The following is a 22,343-nucleotide window of genomic DNA, read 5'->3' as shown; positions in this document are numbered from 1 at the left end:
TAAAGATTTAAAAGCCACAAAATTGGTAGTAGATGATAATAATATTACAATAAACAAGATATTCAATTCTAACTTTTTTAACAGTAAATACTGCATAGTTGAACGATTTTACAAAGATATAGTTAGACTATGAAATATTTTAAAATTTTCTCGAATTGTACTGTTACTAGAGGATTTACACGTTCTTTGATAAGCGATCTACAACGAGGTACTTCTGAATTCATTCCTAATTCTATGGCAGAAGTGATTGTCGAGTTAAATTCAAATATTCCCATTAATACAATATATGCAGAATATGGTGATGAGAATAAAGAAACGATTAAGGAATATATAGACTTTTTAGAAAGAAAAGATTTAGGCTTTTATTGTGATAATGAGGATATAAAAAGATTTTCAGCGTTAAATGAAAGTTTTAAAACTCCTTCTCATATTACAAACATAGTAATTGAAATCAAAAAAGACGAAATTTTTCGGTTAAAAGAATATATAAACTCCCTTAACCTTTTACTTTGTAGAAATGTTTGTTTAGTGTTTTATGAAAATTTAGAAATGAATGATTATTTACTTCTAAATTCTTTTTTTGAAGAATCAATTGTAGAAAATATTGAAATAATAAATCTATTTGACAATTTTATTAATAATCTTTTTCTTGAAAAGCTAAGTAAAGAATTTAATAAATTAACAAGACTTACAATCTTCCAATCACCCTTTGAAAAAGTTATTTTATGGAATAATAACATTTTAATGGATGTAGTTTTCTTAACAAAAAGTATCACTAATTTTAAATTTTGTGGTGGAGTATCCGCTGATTATTTTAATGTTAATTTGAATAAATATCTGGAAGCGGTTAACCATAACTCATGTCTTCATAAAAAATTAGGAATAGATATAAATGGAAACATTAAAAACTGTCCCGCAATGTCTCAAAGTTTTGGAAATACTAAAGACATAGCTTTAGAGGAAGCTATTAATCATGAGGCCTTTAAAAAGTATTGGAACCTAACTAAAAATGAAATTGAAATTTGCAAAGATTGTGAATTTCGTCATGTATGTACAGACTGTCGAGCTTATACAGAACAATCTCACACAAACAAAGAAGGTCTTGATACATCAAAACCTCTTAAATGTGGTTACGATCCTTACACAGGAGAATGGGAAGAATGGAGTACAAATCCTTTAAAACAAAAAGCAATTCAGCATTACGGAATGGAAAATTTAATCAAAAAATAAGACCCTCAGAATTTTGAGAATTTTTATTTTATAAAATAAAAAATTTACTTAAAAAACTTCCATTTCGGAATAATCGCCAACATCCCAAAACCAGTAAATAAGAAAAGATTTGTAACATCCGTGTACAGGAAAGTAGACAGATAGTAATTATGCATAAAAAAATGCAGAACCAATAATGCCGGAAAAGTGAAAATCCCTATTTTTTTGTAAAAAAACATCAGAATGAGACTGATTACCATTAAAGCGTCAATTGCGAAAATGACAAAGAAATACCATCTCGGAATATTAAGATATTCATGTTGAAGGTATTCGTCCAGATCAATACCGAATCCCATTATCGTAAATAACAGTAAGGCTGCAAAAGCCAGGATAAATCCCCATCCTTTCTTCGGATCTTCATCAAAATAGCTGTATTCTTCCATAGGTACAAAAATAAAGAACTTACGAGAAATTTCATAAGTTCTTTTATATAATTCGTTTAAAATTTGATTATATAGAAATAGCGTTGATCAATCTGTTTTTGTCACTTAGGTATTCTTCCATAGAAATCATACTTTCCGTTCTCATTACATCTTGAATATCGTCTATTTGATAGATAATTCTCTTTGCATCGTCAGTATTCTTAGCGCGTACTTTACAGAAAATATTATATTTTCCGGAAATTACACTAGCTTCGATTACATTAGGAATAGTTGACAACTCTTTCAAAACTTCCTGAGTTCTGTTAGATTTTGTTAATAAAATTCCGATAAAAGCTGTAAAATGATAGTCTAGCTTTCCGTAGTCGATATTAAGAGATGATCCCAAAATAATACCCGCATCTTCCATCTTTTTCACTCTTACGTGAATTGTACCTGCAGACACATCCATCTGTTTTGCAATTTCAGTAAAAGGCATTCTTGTGTTTTCTACTAAGAAATCAAGAATCTTCTTGTCTATTTCGTCCAGTTGATAATTCATATTAGTTAAATTACAATTTTTTTAAAAAATCTATGTATTTTTTGCAAATTTATGAAAAATAATTTAACCATGAAAATTATATCAAACATTAACAATAATTAACACGGATGATAAAAATCATTAAACTTTTACAATTATTTAGGTCCTGATTTTGTAGAATCTGTTTTTATTTCCCTTTTAGGATCTTGAACTTTTTTATCTTTTTTACCTTTTTTGAATAAAGAATTAAAGCTCTTACTCCAAACGATACCTCCACCATAGGCTTGATTAGCAGTTCCGTTTGATCCGGCTCCATTTACCATTCCGATGTTGGATGGTTTGGAATATCCTCTTAAAATCAAGCTGCCGTCGTTCTTTTTAGAGATATCATATTCAATAGTACCTTCTCCTGACAGATAATTGGCCTCCGTATTTTCAGTTTTAGATAAAGGAATCCCAAGTCCTGTTTTTACTTTAATCCTCGGTGAAAGGGCAAAACTTACCCCTGCATTCGCACGGTCTCCCGTATTGGAATACTGGTCTCCTTTTACATAATTAAGGTCAATCTGGAACTCATTACTCATCGTGTTGAGAACAGACCCCAATTGCTTTAAAAGCATATTATAACCGGAAGATTGTGCTACTCCTGCAACGTCCACATCTACTCCACCCGTATTTGAAACATTAAAGCTGCTCAACAACAGAACCGAACCAAACTGGAGAACCTTTTCCCCATCCTGACTCATTTTTGCCGCCAACGTTTCCCTTACCTGGCTGGAAACATCCAGTGCCGTCACATTCAGATCCACTTTAGGATCAATAAGAGACTGTGTAATATTGGCCTGAAGTAAAATACTGATCGGCTGTATACTTCCCATATTCAAATATTCCCCGGCATTGGAAACCATTCTCACATAGTTCGCCGTGATATCAAGAGCCGGCTTCATCGCATCACCATCCCAACGGATGCTGCTTCCTTTTTCAATCTGGAATGTTTTATTTAAAATAGCTTTAGAAACAAACGTTCCATTATCTACTTTATAGGTACCGTTCATCGCAATATTTCCCTGTCTGCTCATCTGGAAGCGTAATTTCTCTGCAGCTCCTTTTACCATAATATTTCCGACATCATCACCGATCAAGACATTCACCGTAGTTCCTTTATCTACATCCAGCGAGAAGTCAATATTCATGTTTGCTCCGGTTTTTTTCTTTTCTTCAAGGGTTACCAATCCGTCTTTTCCTTCTTTTAAGAACCTCAACATTTTAAATTCTTCCACATTGGAAGTAGACCCCGAATTGAAAGTAAATGTACTACCACTCAATGCTTTCATATTGGGAGTTGTAATGCTTAACCCTGAAACCGGACCATCGACATAAAGATCGCCTTGCCCATAAATCCTTCCCCAGAAAAGGTCATAATCCTTCTGAGTGGTATTCAACATTAATAAATTATCAGCTCTCATTACGAGGTTGACCCCCATTGAAGAAATGGTCTCAAACTGAATTGCACCCGAAATATTTCCTTTAGAATTTGTTCTTCCGTCATGAACCTCAATATTGTTAAGAATCGCCAAGCCCTTCGTTAAAGGAATCACCGTATCACCGAATGAATAATCAACACCTGTAAATAAAAGTTTTAAACCAAAATCTTTCAGTGCAATATCTCCACTATAATCCAGATCACTGAACTTTCCTGTCACCTTAAGGTCTCCCGTGGCTTTTCCACGAAGATTTCCGAAAATTGTCTTTACAAACTGTTGGGCAAAAGCTACATCAAAATCCCGCATTTCCGCCGTAAGATCAATAGTTGGCGAAGCATTGTTATTATTAACTGTTCCGGTCACATGAAGGCTGTTGTTTCCGATAACACCCGCAGAATTTACTTTAATATCTACATCATACACATTCAGTGAAAAACCATTTGTTGCAGAAATGGTGATATCTCCCATATCATTTCCATTCATCATGATATCATCAATGGTCATATCCACTAAAGGCTGAAGTGTACTTTTATCCATCCTGATCTTTACACTTCCGTTGGCAAGACCTTTAATATCCATTGAATTTCCTCCGGATTGCATCTCCAGAAGCTTCTCAATCGCAAAATTGTCAACTTCAGCATCCACATAAAAATCTTTAGCAGATTTGAATTGTCCCTCTTTTATAAATAAAGCACTGTTATCAGAATAAATCCTCAGATTCCTGACATCAAAATCACCTTCTTTTTTGCGATAGGTAATAGAATGATTGAGCTCCGGACTTGTATCAATGGCCCAGGTCACTTCATTAAACTTCACTTCCGTAGGCTCAAATCTGAATACAAAATCTCCTGCTGTATTTGTGGACTGGTTTACATTGATAGCATATTCTTTCAATTGATCTGCCAATTCATCTTCCGGGCTTCCGTGCTTGAATTTTGTTGCTAAATGAAGAATTGTATTGTTTTCGTTTCTTCCGCTTAAAGTAACATCTTTAAGGATATTTTTGTTGTATTCTACACGGCTTATTCTTGCAAAAATCTGCTCATCTAAATTGGCTGTATTGATTCTCACCATAACACTGTCAACCATTGCGCTGTCCCTGGTGATTTTATCTCTTTCATTGATTTTGTACTCAGGATTGGCAGCCGCCAAAGCTTTATCAGCCTCTGTGATTTCCTGTTCTTTGGTCATGATATATTTTAGGGAAGCAGCATCAACATTCAGAATTAAATTATTTGAATTACCATCATATTGACCTTCCACTTTTGCGCCCTGAGGAATTTTAAGATCGGGCAGAAAATAACTAACCAAACCTTGCTGAACATCGAAGTTCATTGTAAAATTCTGACCTCGGTATAATTTTCTCGGAGGAGGACCAACTAAAATTTTATTTAACCCGTTTTCTACCATTCCCGCTAAGTCACCAAGATTATATCTGCCGGATATTTTACCGTTTGCGGCACCCGGAGCATCTACATCAATGACACGTCCGCCATTTTCAATAAAAGTTTTAAGCTTAGCATTCGGTATTGAATATTTTTGTGTAGCTGTTGCGAAATTAATATTATTAGCCTCAACATCTAAAGTAAGGTCATTAATCGAAGACATGGCCATTTTACCGTTTACCTTTCCGCTTACAATCTGGTTTCCAGGTTTATTGGTAAAATAATTCATGTTTAAATAATTAACATCAGCATCCACATTCATAGAAATTCTTGAGGTGCTGAAATCAATTAACCCTTTTATAGTAGCTTTGGCCTGTTCGTCATTAACAGTAATTAAACCATTATATTTTTTATGATCCAATAATCCGTCCAGATAAAGATTATTGATCTCTTTATTCATGATTTCGATGCTTGAAATCTGGGATTTTGTCGTAAGTCTCATCGTATTGACATCAAAACTTTGCCCGTTGACATCAAATCTTCCAGAAATCAAACCAACCGATTTATTTTTAGTAATCACCGAAGTATTAAGGTCTTTCACCTCGGCAATTCCGGAATATTTCGGCATTGCAGTGCTGTAACCTGTAAGTGAAAATTTTGTAATTTTTGCCTGCCCTATTCCCGTCATTAGATTTCCACTGGAAACATACACCTGATCAGGGTTTACCTTTGCTGCACCATTGTATTTTAACCTTCCAAAATCATCAGCGAAGTTTTTCATTTTTTTAGAAATAAATGAAGGCATCATCGCTTTCAAATCTTTATATGTAAAATCCGTTGAAAGATTATTGGTTTCGATTAAAAAATTACCTTTAAGCAAATTATTAACCTTCATGGTCTTGGTGGCAATATTCACATCAGGATTCCGGATCAGGAAATTTTCAAGATAGAATTTATTTAAAGGACCGGTCATTTTCCCGGAAACATTGAAAGGCTTAAAATTGTCCCAATTTGTTACAAAATAACTGATGTCATAACCACTCAACTGGCTTCCCTGCTGGAGATTCATATCCCAACGAACACGATCTGCAAAATCTGCCCACGAACCTTTATTTAAGTTAAATTTAATATTTCCCTGTAAAAGTGTGTGGTCTGTATTTAATGTAAGGTCTTTCAATGAAAGATAGTCCTCCGTCATCGATAATTCCGTAGAAAAAGTGTCTACAAAATGAGATTTCCCCCATCTTTTTGTAACGAAAGACATATTGTTGATTAAGGCTGAAATATTGCCTCCGTTTACTTTTACGTTCGGAGCTTTTAAATTAAAATTCGTTGCAGTGAGCCATTTTCCGGCTTCTCCGGGAGAATTTTGATTAACGATAGACACTTTAGAATCGAGAATTTGTAACCTTGAATTAAGCTGAAAAGGTGGTTTGCTCGGATCCTTCTTTTTTCCGCTGTCAAACAATTGCGTAAAACGGATAAAATTTGAAATACTGTCGCCTTTATAGGTGATGACTTTTACGTCGGCATTTTTAAGCGTAAGAGAATTAAAGCTCAGGGAATTATTTTTCCCGATATTGGTAGCCAGAGAAAACCAGTCGGAATTGGCAATAAATTCCTTCGAAGTGATGAAATCCAGGCCTTTATAATCTTTAATTTTTAAGCCTTTGATTTTTACGTTACCGAAGAAATTCACCTCAACACTTTCTGTAGACATTTGCGCCTTAAAATCTCTATTTACAATTTGTAACGCCTGATTAGCAGCCCATCTTTTGGTCACCGGAAGATTTATAATAATGAAAACCGCAACTACCAGTCCCAAACTAAGCCAAAACAGAATCAATAACAACCTTGCCCACCAGGAATAGCTTGTAACGTCTTTTACAGCCTGTTTTCCGAACTCTTCAGCTGTTTCTACGGGATGATGAATCGCATCTGATGCTAATTCAGACGCTTCCTTAACTGTTTCTTTTACAGCACCTTCAACATTCTCAACAGTCTTTTGTACCTGATCCCCTAAGTTTTCAGCTACTGATTTTTTGTTCTCATTCTCGTTATTATTCTCTAACTTTGCCATTATTATGAGCGACTCTATAATTTTAGGTATTGAATCGTCTTGCGACGACACATCAGCAGCTATCATCAAGGGAAATTCTATTTTGTCGAACATCGCTGCAAATCAGGCAATCCATAAAGAATATGGCGGTGTTGTCCCTGAACTGGCATCGCGTGCGCATCAGCAAAATATCATCCCCGTTGTTGAAAAATCTCTAACTAAAGCAAATATACAACAAAATGCAATTTCTGCGATCGGTTTTACACGTGGACCCGGACTTTTAGGCTCACTTCTTGTGGGAACCTCGTTTGCTAAGTCTTTGGCAATGAGTTTAGACGTTCCTTTAATTGAAGTAAACCACCTCCAGGCGCACATTTTAGCCCATTTCATTGCAGATGCAAATCCTATGCCGCCAAAATTTCCGTTTTTATGCCTTACCGTGAGCGGAGGACATACAATGATCGTTCTTGTGAAGGATTATTTTGACATGGAAATCATCGGAAAAACAACTGATGATGCGGCAGGAGAAGCATTTGACAAGATCGGAAAAATCTTCGATCTGGATTATCCGGCTGGCCCCATTATCGATAAACTGGCTAAAAAAGGTAACCCTAATGCTTTTAAATTTAATAAGCCAAAACTGGATAATTATGATTATTCCTTTAGTGGGATTAAAACTTCTGTATTATATTTTATCCAAAAAGAAGTTAAAAAAGATAATGACTTCGTAAAAAATAACATTAATGATCTTTGCGCTTCCGTTCAGAAATCAATTATTGAAATTCTAATAGACAAACTTGAAAAAGCAGCCAAGGTTTTAGATATAAAAGAAGTTGCTATTGCAGGTGGAGTTTCTGCGAATTCTGCCTTAAGAAAGGCGATGCAGGATAATCACGAAAAATTAGGCTGGAATATTTACATTCCAAAATTTGAATATACTACAGATAACGCTGCAATGATTGCGATGGTGGCTCAATTGAAGTTTGAGCGGGGAGAATTTACGGATCTGAGAACTTCCGCAACTGCAAAATATGATTTATGAAAATACTGTTAGAAGAAAAAATACTGGGAAAACATTCTAAAAAGAATTCAAAATATTATTGGATATTAGAAACAATTACTGGAAAAAATGATGCATCAGAGCTTTATGTAGATTATTTTCCGTCCAGTTCGGAAATTGGATATGTTCAAAATATAAAGGAAGAAATTATCGAGAAAATCAATTCAGAAAATGTGTTTAGCTTTACTTACGAACCCAAAGAAGGTGATTATTTATCCATCAAAAATAATTTAAGAAAAAACGAATATTTGAATTTAATTTTTATGAATAATAAGTGGATCGAAGAAATTTATGCATGTTCATATAGAGATTGTGAAGGCGATATTTATACCACGATAAAAACCGGTGTGGCATTTTTAAGCGATAATGAAATCACGTTTTAATAATCATTTATAAATAAATTCAGGCGGATCTAAATATCAATCTATGAAACTTTTTTTTGGCGAAATCAATAACGGAAAAGTAATAATAAACGACGAGGAGCAACAACATATCGTAAAAGTTCTTCGCATGAAGAATGGTGAGGAAATTCATGTGACGAATGGAAAAGGAACTCTGGCATCGGGAAAACTAGTGATAGAAGGAAAAAGAGCAAATATTGAAGTCGCTGAAATTAAAACTGATTATCCGGATTTTAATCCGAAACTTCATATTGCAATCGCTCCGACAAAAAATATTGACCGTATTGAATTTTTTGTAGAAAAAGCTGTAGAAATGGGTATTTCTGAAATTACTTTTTTACAAACCGAAAAAACCGAGCGTAAAAATATTAACATTGATAAAATCAGGAAACAGGCGATAGCAGCTTCAAAACAAAGCTTGAGATTCCATTTTCCAGTCATTAATGATTTAACTAAACTTACAGATTTCCTTAAAAATATTAATCCGGAAAATACTTTTGTTGCCCACTGCCATGAAAATTTGGAAAGAATAGGTTTAAAAGAAATTCCGAATTTGGAACAAATCACATTTCTTATTGGTCCGGAAGGTGATTTTTCAGAGAAAGAAATCTCACATCTAGCCAATAATAAAATAAAAGCAGTATCACTTGGAAGCCAAAGATTGAGAACAGAAACAGCCGGAATCTTCGTTGCAGCCTGGAATTATTTCCTTTAAAAATTAAGTATAACTAGGTTTTGACTTAAATTTCAAATATAAAGGATAAAAAATATGATACGGAAACAAAGCTATTAACACAAAATTTTTAGCATCCTGAAAATCCGCCAATACGAAAAAATCCGTGTACCAATGGAAAATATACAGGAAAATCATAATGAATGTAAGATATTTTCTGTTAAAGGCTCCCAAAAAACTTGAAGCTTGTACTACGATTCCAAAGACGGTAGTAATAACCCAGAAGTTTTCATAAGCATATAAACTCAGGACCCAATCCGGAACCTTGATATCTGCGATCCAATAATTATCCAGCGTATTGATTTTGGCTGCGTTTTTATCCAGCCATGTAATTTTTCCTGTTTGTTTGATTACATTTTTCGCAATTCCTAAAAACTTGGAGATCCCCGCCATACTGTAAGTTGCCAATATTCCCAGATAGAAATACTGTACCCATTTGTAATCATTTTCTTTGATTAAATTTTTAGGCAGTAAAAAAATCGCCATAAAATAACCAATAATTATCAAATGATTATGATGCCCCACACTGAAATTAAGAGAAATCGGGAAATTAATGATTGCTATTAATACAAATATTAAAAAATTAAGAATATAATTTTGCTTAAATAAAGTTATTATTAGAAGTAAAGCACAAATCAATAAAATACTCCCATATAAAAACTCACTCGGATATACCGGGAAAATAAATCGTTGAATCACAAGAAATGGTTCATAAATTTCTTGAGGCCACTTGCTGATTCTTCTGAATGTAAGATATTGCATCAACAACCAATACAACCCGAAAGTACGCATTGCATAATAGGCAATTTTATAATTGAAAACGGTAAGTTCCTTATATTTCATTAGAGTTTGGTTATCAAAATTTTATTGATTTTAAAAGACGCTTTTCCTAAATCCCAGGGATTGAAGCTTTCTTTATACAAAAGAAGATTATTATACTCCGGCCGGTAGCTTTTCATGAAAATTTTCATCTTTTTGATACTTTCTTCCCGGTTTTCATTTTTTTCAATTTTTTTGCCATAAAAACCTGTTATTAAAGCTAAATTATTTTCATCGTAAATTTCTGTGGCCTGATACAAAACTCTGATCGTATCATTTCCCTCAACCCTGTACAGCCTGTATTGTTCCTCAAACTTTTCGCTTCCACTAGGGCTTGTAAATAATTTCCAACTGTAGAAAGGATAAATTTCTTTCCCACCTTTTCCAATGATATACAAAGACAACAAGGACAGGAATAGGGAAATAAAGAAAAGATATTTCGTATATTTTTGCATGGTTTCGTGTTTTTAGTTAAAAATATTAATTAAAATCAATATTGTGATCCTTTAAATATTTCTCAAAAATCTGCTGCCCGCTTCTCATAGAATTTACAGCCCATCGGATTTTCATTTTCAATAGCTTTTCTTCACTTAATTTATAATTAATATCTGAACGTAACAACTTCTGTTTCAATTCATACATACAAATTCCCGCTGCCACAGAAACATTATAACTTTTCGTAAAGCCATACATCGGAATCGCTAATGTTTCATCCGCAAAATCAATTACTTCTTTTGAAACTCCTTCAAGCTCAGTCCCGAAAACCAGTGCAATCGGCTCCGTCACTTGATAATCCGGTAACATAACAGCATTTTTCTCCAATGAAACTGCCAGAATTTTATAACCTCTTTCTTTAATATTTTTTAAAGAATCCAAATTTTTCGGCATTTTTTCAACCTCAACCCATGTTTCAGCGCCTTTTGTAACGGTAAGATTCGGATTAAAAACATTTTCTTCTTCCATCGCAATTACTTTGTGAAAAGCACAGGCTTCGACCGACCGTATGATCGCCGCTGCATTCCTGAACTGATACACGTCATCCATCACAGGAAGCACGAAATCAGAACTTTCCTGAGAAAAATGATCAATTTTCGCCAGTCTTTCCTCCGTTAAAAACTGTTTTAAATATTCAAAAGTTTGTGCTAAATCGTTCATTATTTTCAAATCTTTGCAAATTAACGTAATTTTGAGGAATCATCCTGAAATGGGGATCAAATTCTATAAAAGTCCTGTATGAAACGAAAAGTCCTGTTGATATATACCGGTGGAACCATTGGTATGGAAAAAGATTACGAAACCGGAAGCCTTCGTGCCTTTGATTTTGGAAATATTTTTGAAAAAATGCCCGAAATGAAGCTAATGGAATGTGAGGTTTTCGTACACCCTTTCGCCAAACCGCTTGACTCCTCGGATATGGGACCGGAAGAATGGAAGATTATAGCTCATTATATCCGCAAAAATTATGAAAAATATGACGGATTTTTAATTCTTCACGGAACAGATACGATGTCTTATACCGCTTCTGCTTTAAGTTTTATGTTAAAAGGATTAAAAAAACCGGTAATTTTAACAGGCTCACAGCTACCTATCGGGGATCTGAGAACGGATGCAAAGGAAAATCTTCTAACGAGCTTGTACTACGCAAGCTTATATGAAAATGATAAAGCTGTGATTCAGGAAGTTGCAATTTATTTTGAATATAAATTATTGAGAGGAAATCGCACTTTGAAATATTCGGCTGAATATTTTGACGCCTATGCAAGCCCTAACTACCCTATTCTTGGGCAATCCGGAGTTCATTTAAATGTAATTAAGGAGAATCTTCACCGCAGTAATTCTGATATTGAATTTCATGTTGACGATCATATTTCGGAGGATGTTTTGTTCTGGAGGATTTTTCCGGGAATGAAGCTGGATCATTTTAAAGAAATCCCAAAAATGAAGGTTTTGATCCTTCAGGTTTTTGGTTCGGGAACGATTTTCAGCACTGAAAAAACCCAGAAAACGCTGCAGGAAATCCGAAATAACGGGACTGAAATTGTGGTGGTAAGTCAGTGTATTTCAGGCGGAATCTCATTTGGAAAATATGAAAACAGCAATATTTTTTCAAGAATTGGAGCAATCAGCGGGAAAGATATGACTGCGGAAAGTGCGATCACTAAAGCGATGCACCTGATTGACAATCCAAGCTATAAAGGAAGTTTTGCAGAACATTTCGCAAAAAGTCTTTGTGGAGAAATTTCCGAGTAATTGCATCAGAAAATTTGCTAATTCAAGAAATTAGAGTATTTTTGCAATCTCAATTAGAAAGGTGTCCGAGTGGTTGAAGGAGCTACCCTGGAAAGGTAGTATACGGGTAACTGTATCGAGGGTTCGAATCCCTTCCTTTCTGCAGAAATACACTGAGAAGATCTGTTATTAGTGTAGAAAAGCTTATTAAGCCTACAATTTTTCAAAAATTGTAGGCTTTTACTTTTAAGAGAATATGCCAAAATTTTCAAAATTGCTATAATCTTTATGGCAAATCTGTGGCTATTCCTTTTGACGCCAAAAATAGCCACAGAATTCATCTTGATCCAATACTGAACGCTATTAATTCAACTTTATTAACACTAAAAATTGTTGAACTATGCTAGAACACAGTTATGGGCTAAACTTCTTTTTGAAGAGCCAATCAGGAAAATCTGAAAATCTCAGATATGTTTATGTAAGGGTAACCGTAGATGGGGTACCAAAGGAAACGTCGACTAAGCGAAAGTGGGATGTGACAAGGTGGGATCAGGCCCATGAAAAGGCGTCGGGAAACAAAGAAGACGCGAGAAGTCTTAATCATTTCCTCGAAACTTTAACAACCAAGATTAACAACTACAAAACAGAACTGATAAAAGCCGGAAGAAAGATTACGGCATTATCCATTATTGATTTTGTGAAAGGTAAAAACCCGTTAAATCTAAAAGTTTTAGAAGAATTTCAGAAACATAACGACAGAATGAAGCTACTCGTGCCTGGCGAATATGCTGAGGGGACATATAAAAGATATGTCACTGCCAGATCCCATGTGCAGGAATTCCTTCTTTTCAAATTCCAAAGAGATGATATTGAGTTTTGGGAGCTTAATTATGAATTTATTAAGGACTATGAATTTTATTTGAGAACAGTCAGAAAATGCGGCAACAATACGTCTTTGAAATACATTCGGAATTTTAAAAAGATTATTCTAGATGCCGTAGCCAAAGATATTCTTCCGAAGGACCCCTTCAAACTTTTTAAAGGGAAAATGACTAAGCCTAAAAAAAAGCCGCTAACTAGAGCTGAATTACGAAGTCTTGAAGATAAGAGCTTTGAGAATGAAAGATTGGCAACAATTAGGGACATTTTTGTATTTCAATGTTACACCGGTCTGGCCTATATTGATGCCTTCCAACTTAAAAAACATGACATAAAAGAAGGAGACGACGGCAGACTTTGGATTATGAGTTCTAGACAGAAGTCAAAAGCCAGGACAGACATACCGCTACTGCCAAAAGCGCTGGAGATTCTGGAAAAGTATCAGTCGCATCCTATTTGTATTCAACGCAACTCAGTATTGCCGGTAAAATCCAATCAGAAGATGAATGCCTACTTGAAAGAGATTGCTACTCTTTGCAATATAGATGCTGCTCTCAATACTCACAAGGCAAGGCGCACATTTGCAAGTACTGTTACACTTAATAACGGTGTACCTATATCCATTGTAAAAGAAATGCTGGGACATAGTTCCGTGAAACAGACGGAAGATTACGCGATCACTGAGCAAGAAGCTGTTGCTAACGAAATGACAAAACTAGCTGAAAGATTAACGAAGCCTGCAACCACGAATGAAGCTTTATGCATATCAGATCTAATTCAAAAGCTGGAAAATGAGTTAAATGATTTAAAGAATGGCACCATAAAAACTCACGATTCTGGAAGTTCTATAGAACAAAGACTAGTGCAGTTCGAAAACAGGCTAGTCTCACTGAAATCCCAAATAAAAGCTTAATTAAAACTTGCTGCCACACTAGTTACAGGTATAAGTTAATGAAACAAATAGCAAGTCAGAACTTGCATTACAGCAGCAGTGTTGCTGAAAAATTTAAGGAGTATGATACTTAATTCTGCTCCTTTTTCATTTTTCTGCATTCTCAATTAAACGACTTTCCAAACGCTAAAGGACAACGTTGGTCTTTGTCTAAAAAGTTTGCTGGACGATTAAAATGAGAATAGCCAATGTGAAAATCTTTATAACCAGCACAATAAAGGATAGTATAATTCCACTGGCATTATTATTTCCGTGGCCAAAAGATAAAAGCCAGAACAATAACCAAAATCCATATTGATCCGCTTAAAACCGATAGATATTCCTTCATATTTTTCGTTTTTTAAGAATTACTGGCCCCAACGAAATTAGGATTTATTCTATCCTAAAAAAACGCTGATGGTTCCAGTAACCCAATTTTGACCATTCGGACGCTGTTGGAATTCTAATTAAGTACAATTCCATTTCCTGAATTTCGTCATCAGTCCAATCCTTAACTTGAACCTTGATTTGATAATTTCCTAATCTGGTTAATTTAATATCGGCAACTTTGCACGCAGCAAACCTATCATTTGCCCAGTCTTTTAAGGCAATCAAAAGGTCATCCTTGTTCGTTACTATAAATAGATACTTTAATAATGTTCCATTAAAATAACCTTCCTCTCCCTCTTCGTCATTGAGAAGGTACACTCCTTGATCTATTTTCATAATCTTAAATTCGTTTTTATCCAACTTAAATTAGGTCAATCAATAAATAGAAATAAATAGATGAGAGTAGAAACCAGGTGTTAACTTATCAGTTGAACCCTCAATCTTCTGGTATGTGTAATTAATTATGGCTTTATCAATTAATACCGTGATTTCATTATCTGTCATTTTCTGGAAGCTTAAACAAAAATCAACATTAGTTCCTGCTAAACGTTGAGCTTCGAGCATTACCAAGTAATCTATTTTATAATTTTTTTCAAAAGATTATCCTAAATTCAAATTACAACAATAAAGGGGAATGGCGACTATTTAATCAGGTAAACTTTCTTATCGTTATTGGTAAAAAGGGCATAGTGCAATTTTTCATTGGTATAATACAGGTAACCCCTGATATCCTGGGTTGGCTGTTCTTTATTTTTGGAGAGTGCACCGATATTTTTTCCATCGATTTCTATATCCGAGGTGTGCGATTCTTCATTGAGGTACATGAACTCCCTGAGCCTAAGTGTATCTTTATTAAAAACCACATCGGTATATAGATTTCCATGATATAGGATCTCCCTAAAGCCTGGCGCATTGCCGCCCCCGCCTGAAAATTGGACCTCTTCCCGCTTGAGCTTTTGAAAATACCAATATTTGATGTAAGGTGTTTTGCTGATCTCCACTTCAGAAATCGCCTCTTTATTGATCCGTTTAAAGAGATTATTCCATAGCATCTTCTCCCTGTAAGACCAGGGGAATTGTTTACTTACATCTAAAGTGGTGTAGAACTGAAAGCAGACATCGTTGATACAGTAAGTGATTACCGAATAATGTGTAGCCACCTGGGCAGTCCGTAGGCCCTCACTATCGGGTTTATAGGGCGCAGTATTACTTTTTTCATAATCTACGCGGACGGTATTTGATTTTCTGGCTATGTCTGTAAGCTGTTTGCGCTGCTTTTCTATGTCCCATTTAAAATCTGCATTTTGAGCGGTGATTTTGATCGGTAATTTACTGCCGTTAAAGCTCCACAGGTGATATCGATGAGTCTTCATATTTATAATGAACCCTTTTAGAAATGCGATATCCCCGGCATCGGAATTTAATTTTAACGAATCGATTACCTGGCCTTCGGGATTGAGCTTAAAAAAGAATTTTTCTTCTTTATCTGGAACAATAGAGAGGATAATATTATTTTCTGGTGTTAAAAAAGACTCAATGTCCTCAGTGCTTTCAACCAGCAGATTCAATGTGGCGGCTCCACTCTTAATCGATTTTAAACTATCCAAAGGGTGGTACTGTATAAATCTTTTAGGAAGCTCATCGTTAATTCCTGCTCTGTTACTAGACACCACATAGTAAAGCAAAACCAGTATTGCGATAACAGGAATGATATACAGTATTCTCATGCGGCTCAGAATTGGTATTATGTAAAACTATTCGTAATTATTCTCTTCTGATTAAAAACTGATACACTTCATCATTTGACAAATCCCATCCATAAGCAGATACAGGAATATCTGCCAACTGGCTTTTCATTAATGGGTGATCGATTTTAACGTTGATTAACCCCTGTTCATCCCTGATTTTTTCGATCAACCTGATCTCGTATGGAATATAATCCAACGAGAGAATCTCAGAAAATTTATTCTTTAAATCCATTGCACTATAGAGATGGAAATCACAAAGCTCAAAAAGCAGTTCACTTAGCAACCCTGCATCTGCTGTCGACCAATTATCCAAAAACCTTTTATAAATATTTTCTTCCGGGAAAGCTGAATACAGTTGTTGATTGATTGATTTTGTTTCTTTCAGATCATATAAAATTGCTATAAATAAATGATGCGTTTCGCTTTTTTTATATTTCTCTCTGTTATCTTCAAACAACAATTGAAAATAATTTCTTGAGCTTCTTGCAAGTTCGCTCATTCCCCAGAGAACTGCCAGTGCGATGATTGGCCCAATTGATCTTGGCGTTACCTCTTTGTAGTTGAAAAGCTGCTGTAAAATGTGCTGTTGCCATAACAGGTATCGGGTAATGTATTTCCATCCGTTCGTTTCACCATTCAAAATCAGGTGCTTGGGATATTCTCCAGAATGAACACCAATTCCCAATGTCAGATTCCGTGCAATTGTTTCTTTGAAACCTTCTTTGATATCATCTTCAATGCTTTGCTTAATCAGATCATAATATTGTTCAATTTCTCCCCGGCTTACTCCTTCTTTTTTGGTCTTATTTATCTGTTTGTTAAAATGGTTTATTATTTTCTTGTGCTCCATAGTTTTCATAGCATTTTAGTGGGAACCGAACTTTCCGATGTATTTCATTCCCAAAGCATCAGCTACAATTTCCCCATCTACTTTAAGGCTACCTTTTACAACCAGATCAAGCATCGATCTGGCGGTAACAATCTTCATTTCATCTGCTTTCAGTACCATTTTTTCGGCAACACCATACTCCTCAACCTGAAGAATCAGTATTTCGTCCAGTTTACCGCTTTTGGCAGCATGGTAATAGGTAAGCTTTACAACTTTGCCCTTGTCAATCCCTGCCAGCCCCAGGATACTTTTTTTATCCAGTTTGCTTTCACCTACCCATAAATAATGGAAAGAAGAACCACCAGATAAATTTTCATTAGAAGCCGCCGGTAGTTTTCCGATATATTTTACCGTCTGTGAACCTAAAGCTGCTTTTCCATTTAAGCCGCAGTCTTCATAGGCTATAATTGAATTAAAAGCACTAACCTTATATTTTTTACATAAAGCAGCAAATTCTTGCTCATCAACAAGAATATCATGGGCAACCTTTTTATAGTCAACAGGTGTTTTATAATACTTCATGACGATAAGATCTTCATCATAGGTATCTAAGTCGAGTTCCTTGCAGAAATCACAACGGAGTTCCGGAACGGGCTCCGCATCTTCTGCTTCGTTTCCGGTAGGTGGTTTATGGTCGTAAACTGCCCATGATTTCAGGTATCTTTTCTGGTCCAGATATTTATCAAACTCCTTTTTTGAACCAAAGGTTCCAAGCCATAAATGCATATCTTTTATATTTTATAATAATCTGGTTTTCCAACAGCCACAGTCCAGAAATATTTTGTTTTTTCTAAATCCATGTCCATTAATCCTTTGGATTCTTCATAGGTTCCCTCATTTTTCATTTCGGCAACAATAGATTCAATATCTGCGGGAACGGATGCTCTCCAGATACCGACTGAAATTTCTAAAAAAGAATAACAATATGGTGCTTCAAAACCATCGATTTCCCCGCTATTTTTATCTGTCAATAAATCGACAAGTTCATTGTCCTTAAGTTTAAACGGGTTTACACCGTAAATATCGAATATAGAATTTTCGGGATATGGGCCCTGGCATTCGATAAATTCGAGTAGACCATCCTCATCGAGATCAAATCTTACGTTCAGATTATCATAAAAGATTTGGCTTTCTTCTACATGGTCAGGATTGCCAAGCAAACCTATAACGTCATGCTTTGTTTGACCAAAGTTTATTTCCTTTTCACCTATTGTAATTCCTGCTAAGGGTCTTAATGTAATTTTATTCATAGTTAGCGCGATTGCATTCAAGTTTGTTCAAACACTTTGAACATGATTATGACCGCTATGTAAATATAATAATTTAATTTATATCTCGTATGTGTGATTTATTATTAAACCAAATTGGACAAGTTATCAGAGCAGGTTTTCCTCTACCGCTTGATACACGGTTCTTACCGTTGCCTGAAAGCCCAAACCGCGGGCCAGAGAGGCGTCAGCATGCAGGTACCAGGGGTTCGTCAGTGGTTCTGAGGATGAAGTCATAGTTTCGCCAACAAGCTGCAGTAATTCGTAAAGCGTGGTTGGCGCCTCATCTGCGATATTGACCACCCGGCCATCCATGATCCCCTGCAAGGCCATGATGACAGCCGTATAAATATCGCGGTGGTGGATGGTACTCATCCGCATAGCCGGATGAAATTTAGCAGCAAGTACATGTTTAGGCAATTCTTCCAGGTGGCCGTCACCATCCCCATAAACAAATGGAAAACGTAAAACAGACCAGTTCAATCCGCTTTCACGCAACTCCTTTTCCGCAGCAACTTTGCTGGCAGGATAGGCATGCTGCGGGTTAAGCGCATCGTCCTCCCGGCCGGGGTGGGGGTTGGCTGCATCATAAACATGACTGGTGCTTGCAAAAATAAAGCGGGCATCCGGGGCATTGTTTTTTGCGGCAGCAATGAGGTTGCGCGTACCCTCCAAATTACTTTTCCAGATCAGGTCCGTGTCAGGTGAGCGGAAGACGGCTGCCAGGTGAATGATCGCTTTTACATCTTTCACCGCTTCGTGCAGTGTTGCAGGGTCAAATAAGTCGCCTTCTATAGCTGTTACTCCGGCCGCAACTTCCTTACCACGTACCAGTGCGAAACAATCATATCCTGCTTCAACAAGGCGGGGCAAAAGCCTTGAACCCACTAAACCGGTCGCTCCGGTTACCAATATTTTACCAAATGGTCTGTCCATAATTTATTTATTTTAGACAAAGGTGGGGCTAATATAATTGTATGGTCCGGACAAAAACCGCTTTTAAAGGGACAAATCCCGGTAAAAGCCGGCTACCGTTTTACCGGTCACTTTCTTAAACAAACGCGAAAAATAACCTGGATCATTAAAGCCAAGCTCATATGCCAGTTCCTTTACCGACGTATGCTGGTTATTATATATTCTACGCCTGGCCTCGATGATCAAACGGTCTGTGATATATTCTTTAGGTGAAACGCCGGAATGCTGTTTTACAATCCTATACAGGCAATCCGTGCTTAAGGCCAGCTTTTCTGCGATCTCTGTTATGGCAGGTTGATCAGTAAAATGATCTTCTACAAATAGCTTGAACCCTAAAAATTTATCAAGGTCCCCTGCCCTGTGCTTTTTATCCAGTACAAAATAAGCGGCGTTTATTTCCGTAAGCATGCTGTTCAGGTACGCCAGGATCAGTTCCGGATCCGTATCTGCTCTGCGCAATAGTTCATTTAAAATCTTGAAGGTATTCCAAAGTCTTTGTGCCACATCATGCGGAAAGCTTATTTTTTGCTGATTCAGGGGGTTAAGCAAAAAGGGTAACTTCTTTGGCAATCGCGAAAGGCACTCATCGTCAAACCCCAGCTTATAATAGTCAGCGTTATGGCCTGCTTTAGCCAGTTGCCTGAGCTGGTGGGGCATTGCAAATAAAAGCTCATGCTCACCTACCTTGATGGTTTCCCCGTCGATAACCTCCTGACTGCTCCCCTGCAGCACAAAAAGAAAGAAATAATAAGGCAGCCGTTGAGCAGAGCCGTATTGGGCTACGGACTCGGCCGATAGATGGCCGAATTCCGGGGAAACAATACGGATTGAAAGCCCTTTGTTTTGACTCAGATTTTCAGGAAAAATGTTACTTCGCATAACTTCTAACGATTATCATTTAAGCAAAGTTAATCAATTGGTATTTGTTTATACTTTAAACAGGTTGGAGTTTCCCTTCCATCTTATTCAAGGATTATCTAGGCATTTCAGTTGAAGGACTGCCGGAAGTCCAACGGGCTTTGTTTGGTCTTGCTCTTAAATAACTTATTGAAGGACTGGGGATGCTCGAAACCAAGCTGATAGGCGATCTCACTTACAGACATCCGAGTCGTAGACAACTTTTCCTTGGCCTTCTCGATCAGCTTCTCATGGATGATCTGCTGCATCGTCTGACCGGTCAGTTGTTTCAACAGGCTGCTTAAGTACTTAGCAGATATGTTCAATGCGTCAGCAAAGTATTGCACGCTTGGCAATCCTTCGGAAAGCAGCGCTTCGTTGTTCAGGTATGTGGTTAAGAGTTCTTCCACCTGGTTTAAGATCTGATGGTTAGTAATCTTCCTGGTGATGAACTGGCGCTGGTAAAAACGTTCGGCGTAATTCAGCAGGGTTTCCAGGTTTGAGATAATAATGTCCTGGCTGAACTTATCCATATTGGCATAATATTCAGTTTTAATATTCTTGACAAGGTCATTGATCACTATCTCCTCCTTATCCGAGAGGAACAGCGCCTCACTGGTAGCATAACCAAAGTATTCGTATCGCCTGATCTTGGTAGCAAGTGATGTGTTCCAGAGAAAGTCAGGGTGTACGAATAGCATCCAGCCATCCAGGTCCGGAGGCACACCGTTCTCTTCGCCACGCAGTATCTGGCCGGGAGACATAAAGGCCATCAGCCCTTCGTCAAAATCGTATTTCTGTTGCCCATAATGCAAGCCGTCACATCCTCTTTTCATAGATATCACGTACAGGTCGAATATGACTGCATCTATACCCGTATCATTTCTCAGACCTTTCAGGTCAACCATGCTGATCAGTGGATGATGAGGTTTGGGAAGTCCCATCAAACGGTGTATTTCCGTTATGGAACTTATCCGGTAGGGTTTACTGTTTGCCATACTGCAAGTTACTTAAATTTGAACGGATATTTCAGCCATATCATCACCAGTGGCATCACTAAAAAAGGAATCTCTATCAATGCGATGCGGTAGTTTCCGGCCCGCAGTGCCAGCCCCATGATCATTACGATCAGGACCGCATTTAACATATTGCCCAGGAAAAAGGTGCTGGGAATGAGCAAAAATATGCCAACCGCTATGGCTACCACAGCCAGGTACGGAATGAACGTTTCACTGATCCCTAAACTTTCCATCATCTTTAGCGACTCCGGATTACTTTTGTAGTACAAGGTATCCCAGGCATGTTTAAAACTGAGCGTTACCGAGATGAGCAGCAGTACTGCCGAAATAATGTTTCTTGCCATAATTTAATTAAGGACAAAAGTGTTCATGATACAAGCTGCAAGTATAGCGATCGGCACGCCGATTATTGCGCTTCTTAACGCCCTATCGGCCTTATTTGGATATGCCTTCCTGTGCCTAAAGTAAAGGAAGAAGCCTACAGGGGGAAGGGCATTGGACACAACGAACCAAAACCCCGACAGTTGATCTTTATTATCTTTCATGAGAATTAATTTTATAATAATTACTGAACTCTTTTCCATTTAAATGATTTCCCAACCAGTGGTATACCTTTGTAGCCCCGGGTTTCAAGGTCATTGGGACCCGTCAGTTTCCCTTTCAGGCTATAGGTATTTCCATCCTGTACACTATACAACTTACCGTCCACGTATTCGCCGTCCTTGTAGACAAGATCGGTGATATGGGTAAGGCCCTGCACAGACCTGTTCCGGAGTTTTTCATTGGGGTTTTTAACATCCTTCTTAGATGTTTTTCCATCAGCTTCGAACATATCTTTCGACCATAAGAGCTTGGCCGAGTACGTGTTGCCTGCCCTGAACACCTCGATCTTGTAATCATCACATTTCCAAACACCTGTAATCTGGTCCTTAGAGGGTTTCTGCGCGAACGATACCATAGAAAACAGCAGCGCAAACACTGCTAAAATTGATTTTTTCATATCTGATT

22 protein-coding genes and 1 tRNA gene are annotated in these 22,343 nt (G+C 36.8%); 7 read left to right on the top strand and 16 right to left on the bottom strand.

Features of this window, described 5'->3' with window-relative positions; genetic code table 11:
• Positions 1-129 precede the first annotated feature (129 nt).
• Complete coding sequence (gene gwsS, locus ATE47_RS01720; protein ID WP_062160338.1) at positions 130-1,230, top strand: grasp-with-spasm system SPASM domain peptide maturase; 1,101 nt, start codon at positions 130-132, stop codon at positions 1,228-1,230.
• Positions 1,231-1,274: 44 nt separating this feature from the next.
• Here the strand turns inward: gwsS and ATE47_RS01715 are convergent, their stop codons facing one another.
• The 3 genes from ATE47_RS01715 to ATE47_RS19135 all read right to left on the bottom strand — a co-directional run bounded on the left by ATE47_RS01715 (position 1,275) and on the right by ATE47_RS19135 (position 7,118).
• Positions 1,275-1,652, bottom strand: a complete 378-nt coding sequence (locus tag ATE47_RS01715) for a hypothetical protein (protein ID WP_062160337.1) — start codon at positions 1,650-1,652, stop codon at positions 1,275-1,277.
• Between the two features lie 67 nt (positions 1,653-1,719).
• Positions 1,720-2,190, bottom strand: coding sequence for an Lrp/AsnC family transcriptional regulator (locus tag ATE47_RS01710; protein WP_034682046.1), 471 nt, complete (start codon positions 2,188-2,190; stop codon positions 1,720-1,722).
• 134 nt (positions 2,191-2,324) lie between these two features.
• Positions 2,325-7,118 (bottom strand): translocation/assembly module TamB domain-containing protein, encoded by a 4,794-nt coding sequence (locus tag ATE47_RS19135; RefSeq protein WP_062160336.1) that lies wholly within the window; start codon positions 7,116-7,118, stop codon positions 2,325-2,327.
• Positions 7,119-7,122: 4 nt separating this feature from the next.
• On the opposite strand from ATE47_RS19135, the gene tsaD reads away from it, so the two are divergent.
• The 3 genes from tsaD to ATE47_RS01690 are packed head-to-tail and all read left to right on the top strand — an operon-like array spanning position 7,123 to position 9,273.
• A complete protein-coding gene (gene tsaD / locus ATE47_RS01700; protein WP_062160335.1) occupies positions 7,123-8,139 on the top strand; it encodes a tRNA (adenosine(37)-N6)-threonylcarbamoyltransferase complex transferase subunit TsaD in 1,017 nt (338 codons plus the stop codon).
• Positions 8,136-8,540, top strand: coding sequence for a hypothetical protein (locus ATE47_RS01695; RefSeq protein ID WP_062160334.1), 405 nt, complete (start codon positions 8,136-8,138; stop codon positions 8,538-8,540). Before tsaD ends, ATE47_RS01695 begins: the two co-directional genes overlap by 4 nt.
• A gap of 43 nt (positions 8,541-8,583) precedes the next feature.
• Positions 8,584-9,273: an RsmE family RNA methyltransferase gene (locus ATE47_RS01690; protein WP_062160333.1), complete on the top strand. Its 690-nt coding sequence runs from the start codon at positions 8,584-8,586 to the stop codon at positions 9,271-9,273.
• Between the two features lie 3 nt (positions 9,274-9,276).
• Here the strand turns inward: ATE47_RS01690 and ATE47_RS01685 are convergent, their stop codons facing one another.
• From ATE47_RS01685 to ATE47_RS01675, 3 genes are read right to left on the bottom strand one after another with little or no spacing between them, the layout of a single operon-like run.
• Positions 9,277-10,134 (bottom strand): hypothetical protein, encoded by an 858-nt coding sequence (locus ATE47_RS01685; protein WP_062160332.1) that lies wholly within the window; start codon positions 10,132-10,134, stop codon positions 9,277-9,279.
• A complete protein-coding gene (locus ATE47_RS01680; RefSeq protein ID WP_062160331.1) occupies positions 10,134-10,565 on the bottom strand; it encodes a hypothetical protein in 432 nt (143 codons plus the stop codon). Before ATE47_RS01680 ends, ATE47_RS01685 begins: the two co-directional genes overlap by 1 nt.
• 25 nt (positions 10,566-10,590) lie before the next feature.
• Positions 10,591-11,265 (bottom strand): TrmH family RNA methyltransferase, encoded by a 675-nt coding sequence (locus ATE47_RS01675; protein ID WP_062160330.1) that lies wholly within the window; start codon positions 11,263-11,265, stop codon positions 10,591-10,593.
• 78 nt (positions 11,266-11,343) lie between these two features.
• Here ATE47_RS01675 and ATE47_RS01670 point away from each other — a divergent pair, with 78 nt between their 5' ends.
• The 3 genes from ATE47_RS01670 to ATE47_RS01660 all read left to right on the top strand — a co-directional run bounded on the left by ATE47_RS01670 (position 11,344) and on the right by ATE47_RS01660 (position 14,131).
• A complete protein-coding gene (locus ATE47_RS01670; RefSeq protein ID WP_062160329.1) occupies positions 11,344-12,360 on the top strand; it encodes an asparaginase in 1,017 nt (338 codons plus the stop codon).
• A gap of 55 nt (positions 12,361-12,415) precedes the next feature.
• Positions 12,416-12,502, top strand: a tRNA-Ser gene (locus ATE47_RS01665).
• Between the two features lie 237 nt (positions 12,503-12,739).
• Entirely contained in the window at positions 12,740-14,131 is a 1,392-nt protein-coding gene (locus tag ATE47_RS01660) for a site-specific integrase (RefSeq protein ID WP_062160328.1), read from the top strand.
• Positions 14,132-14,542: 411 nt separating this feature from the next.
• Here the strand turns inward: ATE47_RS01660 and ATE47_RS01655 are convergent, their stop codons facing one another.
• From ATE47_RS01655 to ATE47_RS01600, 10 genes are all read right to left on the bottom strand, one after another.
• Positions 14,543-14,875: a hypothetical protein gene (locus tag ATE47_RS01655; RefSeq protein ID WP_062160327.1), complete on the bottom strand. Its 333-nt coding sequence runs from the start codon at positions 14,873-14,875 to the stop codon at positions 14,543-14,545.
• Between the two features lie 305 nt (positions 14,876-15,180).
• On the bottom strand, positions 15,181-16,266 hold the full coding sequence (locus tag ATE47_RS01645; protein WP_062160325.1) for a hypothetical protein: 1,086 nt from the start codon (positions 16,264-16,266) through the stop codon (positions 15,181-15,183).
• A 37-nt stretch (positions 16,267-16,303) separates the two neighbouring features.
• Positions 16,304-17,146 carry a hypothetical protein gene (locus tag ATE47_RS01640; protein WP_062160324.1) on the bottom strand — a complete coding sequence of 281 codons (843 nt, stop codon included), beginning with the start codon at positions 17,144-17,146 and terminating at the stop codon, positions 16,304-16,306.
• A 6-nt stretch (positions 17,147-17,152) separates the two neighbouring features.
• The gene (locus tag ATE47_RS01635; protein WP_062160323.1) at positions 17,153-17,902 is read right to left on the bottom strand and encodes an immunity 22 family protein; all 750 of its coding nucleotides are present in this window, start codon (positions 17,900-17,902) and stop codon (positions 17,153-17,155) included.
• A gap of 5 nt (positions 17,903-17,907) precedes the next feature.
• The gene (locus ATE47_RS01630; RefSeq protein WP_062160322.1) at positions 17,908-18,426 is read right to left on the bottom strand and encodes a hypothetical protein; all 519 of its coding nucleotides are present in this window, start codon (positions 18,424-18,426) and stop codon (positions 17,908-17,910) included.
• A 126-nt stretch (positions 18,427-18,552) separates the two neighbouring features.
• On the bottom strand, positions 18,553-19,380 hold the full coding sequence (locus tag ATE47_RS01625) for an NAD-dependent epimerase/dehydratase family protein (protein ID WP_062160321.1): 828 nt from the start codon (positions 19,378-19,380) through the stop codon (positions 18,553-18,555).
• Positions 19,381-19,443: 63 nt separating this feature from the next.
• Positions 19,444-20,298, bottom strand: a complete 855-nt coding sequence (locus ATE47_RS01620) for an AraC family transcriptional regulator (protein WP_062160320.1) — start codon at positions 20,296-20,298, stop codon at positions 19,444-19,446.
• A 107-nt stretch (positions 20,299-20,405) separates the two neighbouring features.
• Entirely contained in the window at positions 20,406-21,314 is a 909-nt protein-coding gene (locus tag ATE47_RS01615; protein WP_062160319.1) for a helix-turn-helix domain-containing protein, read from the bottom strand.
• Positions 21,315-21,322: 8 nt separating this feature from the next.
• A complete protein-coding gene (locus ATE47_RS01610) occupies positions 21,323-21,679 on the bottom strand; it encodes a hypothetical protein (RefSeq protein ID WP_062160318.1) in 357 nt (118 codons plus the stop codon).
• A 221-nt stretch (positions 21,680-21,900) separates the two neighbouring features.
• Complete coding sequence (locus ATE47_RS01600) at positions 21,901-22,335, bottom strand: DUF2147 domain-containing protein (RefSeq protein ID WP_062160316.1); 435 nt, start codon at positions 22,333-22,335, stop codon at positions 21,901-21,903.
• Positions 22,336-22,343 lie beyond the last annotated feature (8 nt).

The sequence above is a fragment of the Chryseobacterium sp. IHB B 17019 genome (genome assembly GCF_001456155.1).
Taxonomy (GTDB): domain Bacteria; phylum Bacteroidota; class Bacteroidia; order Flavobacteriales; family Weeksellaceae; genus Chryseobacterium.
The sequence above is the reverse complement of the archived record's forward strand: the minus strand, read 5'-3'. Positions and strand labels throughout refer to the sequence as shown.

Bases quoted from the DNA above. Each gene is read 5' to 3' on its own strand.
- ATE47_RS01680 (WP_062160331.1), bottom strand. From the start codon at position 10,565: ATGCAAAAATATACGAAATATCTTTTCTTTATTTCCCTATTCCTGTCC.
- ATE47_RS01625 (WP_062160321.1), bottom strand. From the start codon at position 19,380: ATGGACAGACCATTTGGTAAAATATTGGTAACCGGAGCGACCGGTTTA.
- ATE47_RS01685 (WP_062160332.1), bottom strand. From the start codon at position 10,134: ATGAAATATAAGGAACTTACCGTTTTCAATTATAAAATTGCCTATTAT.
- ATE47_RS01695 (WP_062160334.1), top strand. From the start codon at position 8,136: ATGAAAATACTGTTAGAAGAAAAAATACTGGGAAAACATTCTAAAAAG.
- gwsS (WP_062160338.1), top strand. From the start codon at position 130: ATGAAATATTTTAAAATTTTCTCGAATTGTACTGTTACTAGAGGATTT.
- ATE47_RS01635 (WP_062160323.1), bottom strand. From the start codon at position 17,902: ATGCATTTATGGCTTGGAACCTTTGGTTCAAAAAAGGAGTTTGATAAA.
- ATE47_RS01600 (WP_062160316.1), bottom strand. From the start codon at position 22,335: ATGAAAAAATCAATTTTAGCAGTGTTTGCGCTGCTGTTTTCTATGGTA.
- ATE47_RS01620 (WP_062160320.1), bottom strand. From the start codon at position 20,298: ATGCGAAGTAACATTTTTCCTGAAAATCTGAGTCAAAACAAAGGGCTT.
- ATE47_RS01655 (WP_062160327.1), bottom strand. From the start codon at position 14,875: ATGAAAATAGATCAAGGAGTGTACCTTCTCAATGACGAAGAGGGAGAG.
- ATE47_RS01715 (WP_062160337.1), bottom strand. From the start codon at position 1,652: ATGGAAGAATACAGCTATTTTGATGAAGATCCGAAGAAAGGATGGGGA.
- ATE47_RS01630 (WP_062160322.1), bottom strand. From the start codon at position 18,426: ATGAATAAAATTACATTAAGACCCTTAGCAGGAATTACAATAGGTGAA.
- ATE47_RS01610 (WP_062160318.1), bottom strand. From the start codon at position 21,679: ATGGCAAGAAACATTATTTCGGCAGTACTGCTGCTCATCTCGGTAACG.
- tsaD (WP_062160335.1), top strand. From the start codon at position 7,123: ATGAGCGACTCTATAATTTTAGGTATTGAATCGTCTTGCGACGACACA.
- ATE47_RS01660 (WP_062160328.1), top strand. From the start codon at position 12,740: ATGCTAGAACACAGTTATGGGCTAAACTTCTTTTTGAAGAGCCAATCA.
- ATE47_RS01670 (WP_062160329.1), top strand. From the start codon at position 11,344: ATGAAACGAAAAGTCCTGTTGATATATACCGGTGGAACCATTGGTATG.
- ATE47_RS01675 (WP_062160330.1), bottom strand. From the start codon at position 11,265: ATGAACGATTTAGCACAAACTTTTGAATATTTAAAACAGTTTTTAACG.
- ATE47_RS01640 (WP_062160324.1), bottom strand. From the start codon at position 17,146: ATGAAAACTATGGAGCACAAGAAAATAATAAACCATTTTAACAAACAG.
- ATE47_RS01615 (WP_062160319.1), bottom strand. From the start codon at position 21,314: ATGGCAAACAGTAAACCCTACCGGATAAGTTCCATAACGGAAATACAC.
- ATE47_RS01690 (WP_062160333.1), top strand. From the start codon at position 8,584: ATGAAACTTTTTTTTGGCGAAATCAATAACGGAAAAGTAATAATAAAC.
- ATE47_RS19135 (WP_062160336.1), bottom strand. From the start codon at position 7,118: ATGGCAAAGTTAGAGAATAATAACGAGAATGAGAACAAAAAATCAGTA.
- ATE47_RS01645 (WP_062160325.1), bottom strand. From the start codon at position 16,266: ATGAGAATACTGTATATCATTCCTGTTATCGCAATACTGGTTTTGCTT.
- ATE47_RS01710 (WP_034682046.1), bottom strand. From the start codon at position 2,190: ATGAATTATCAACTGGACGAAATAGACAAGAAGATTCTTGATTTCTTA.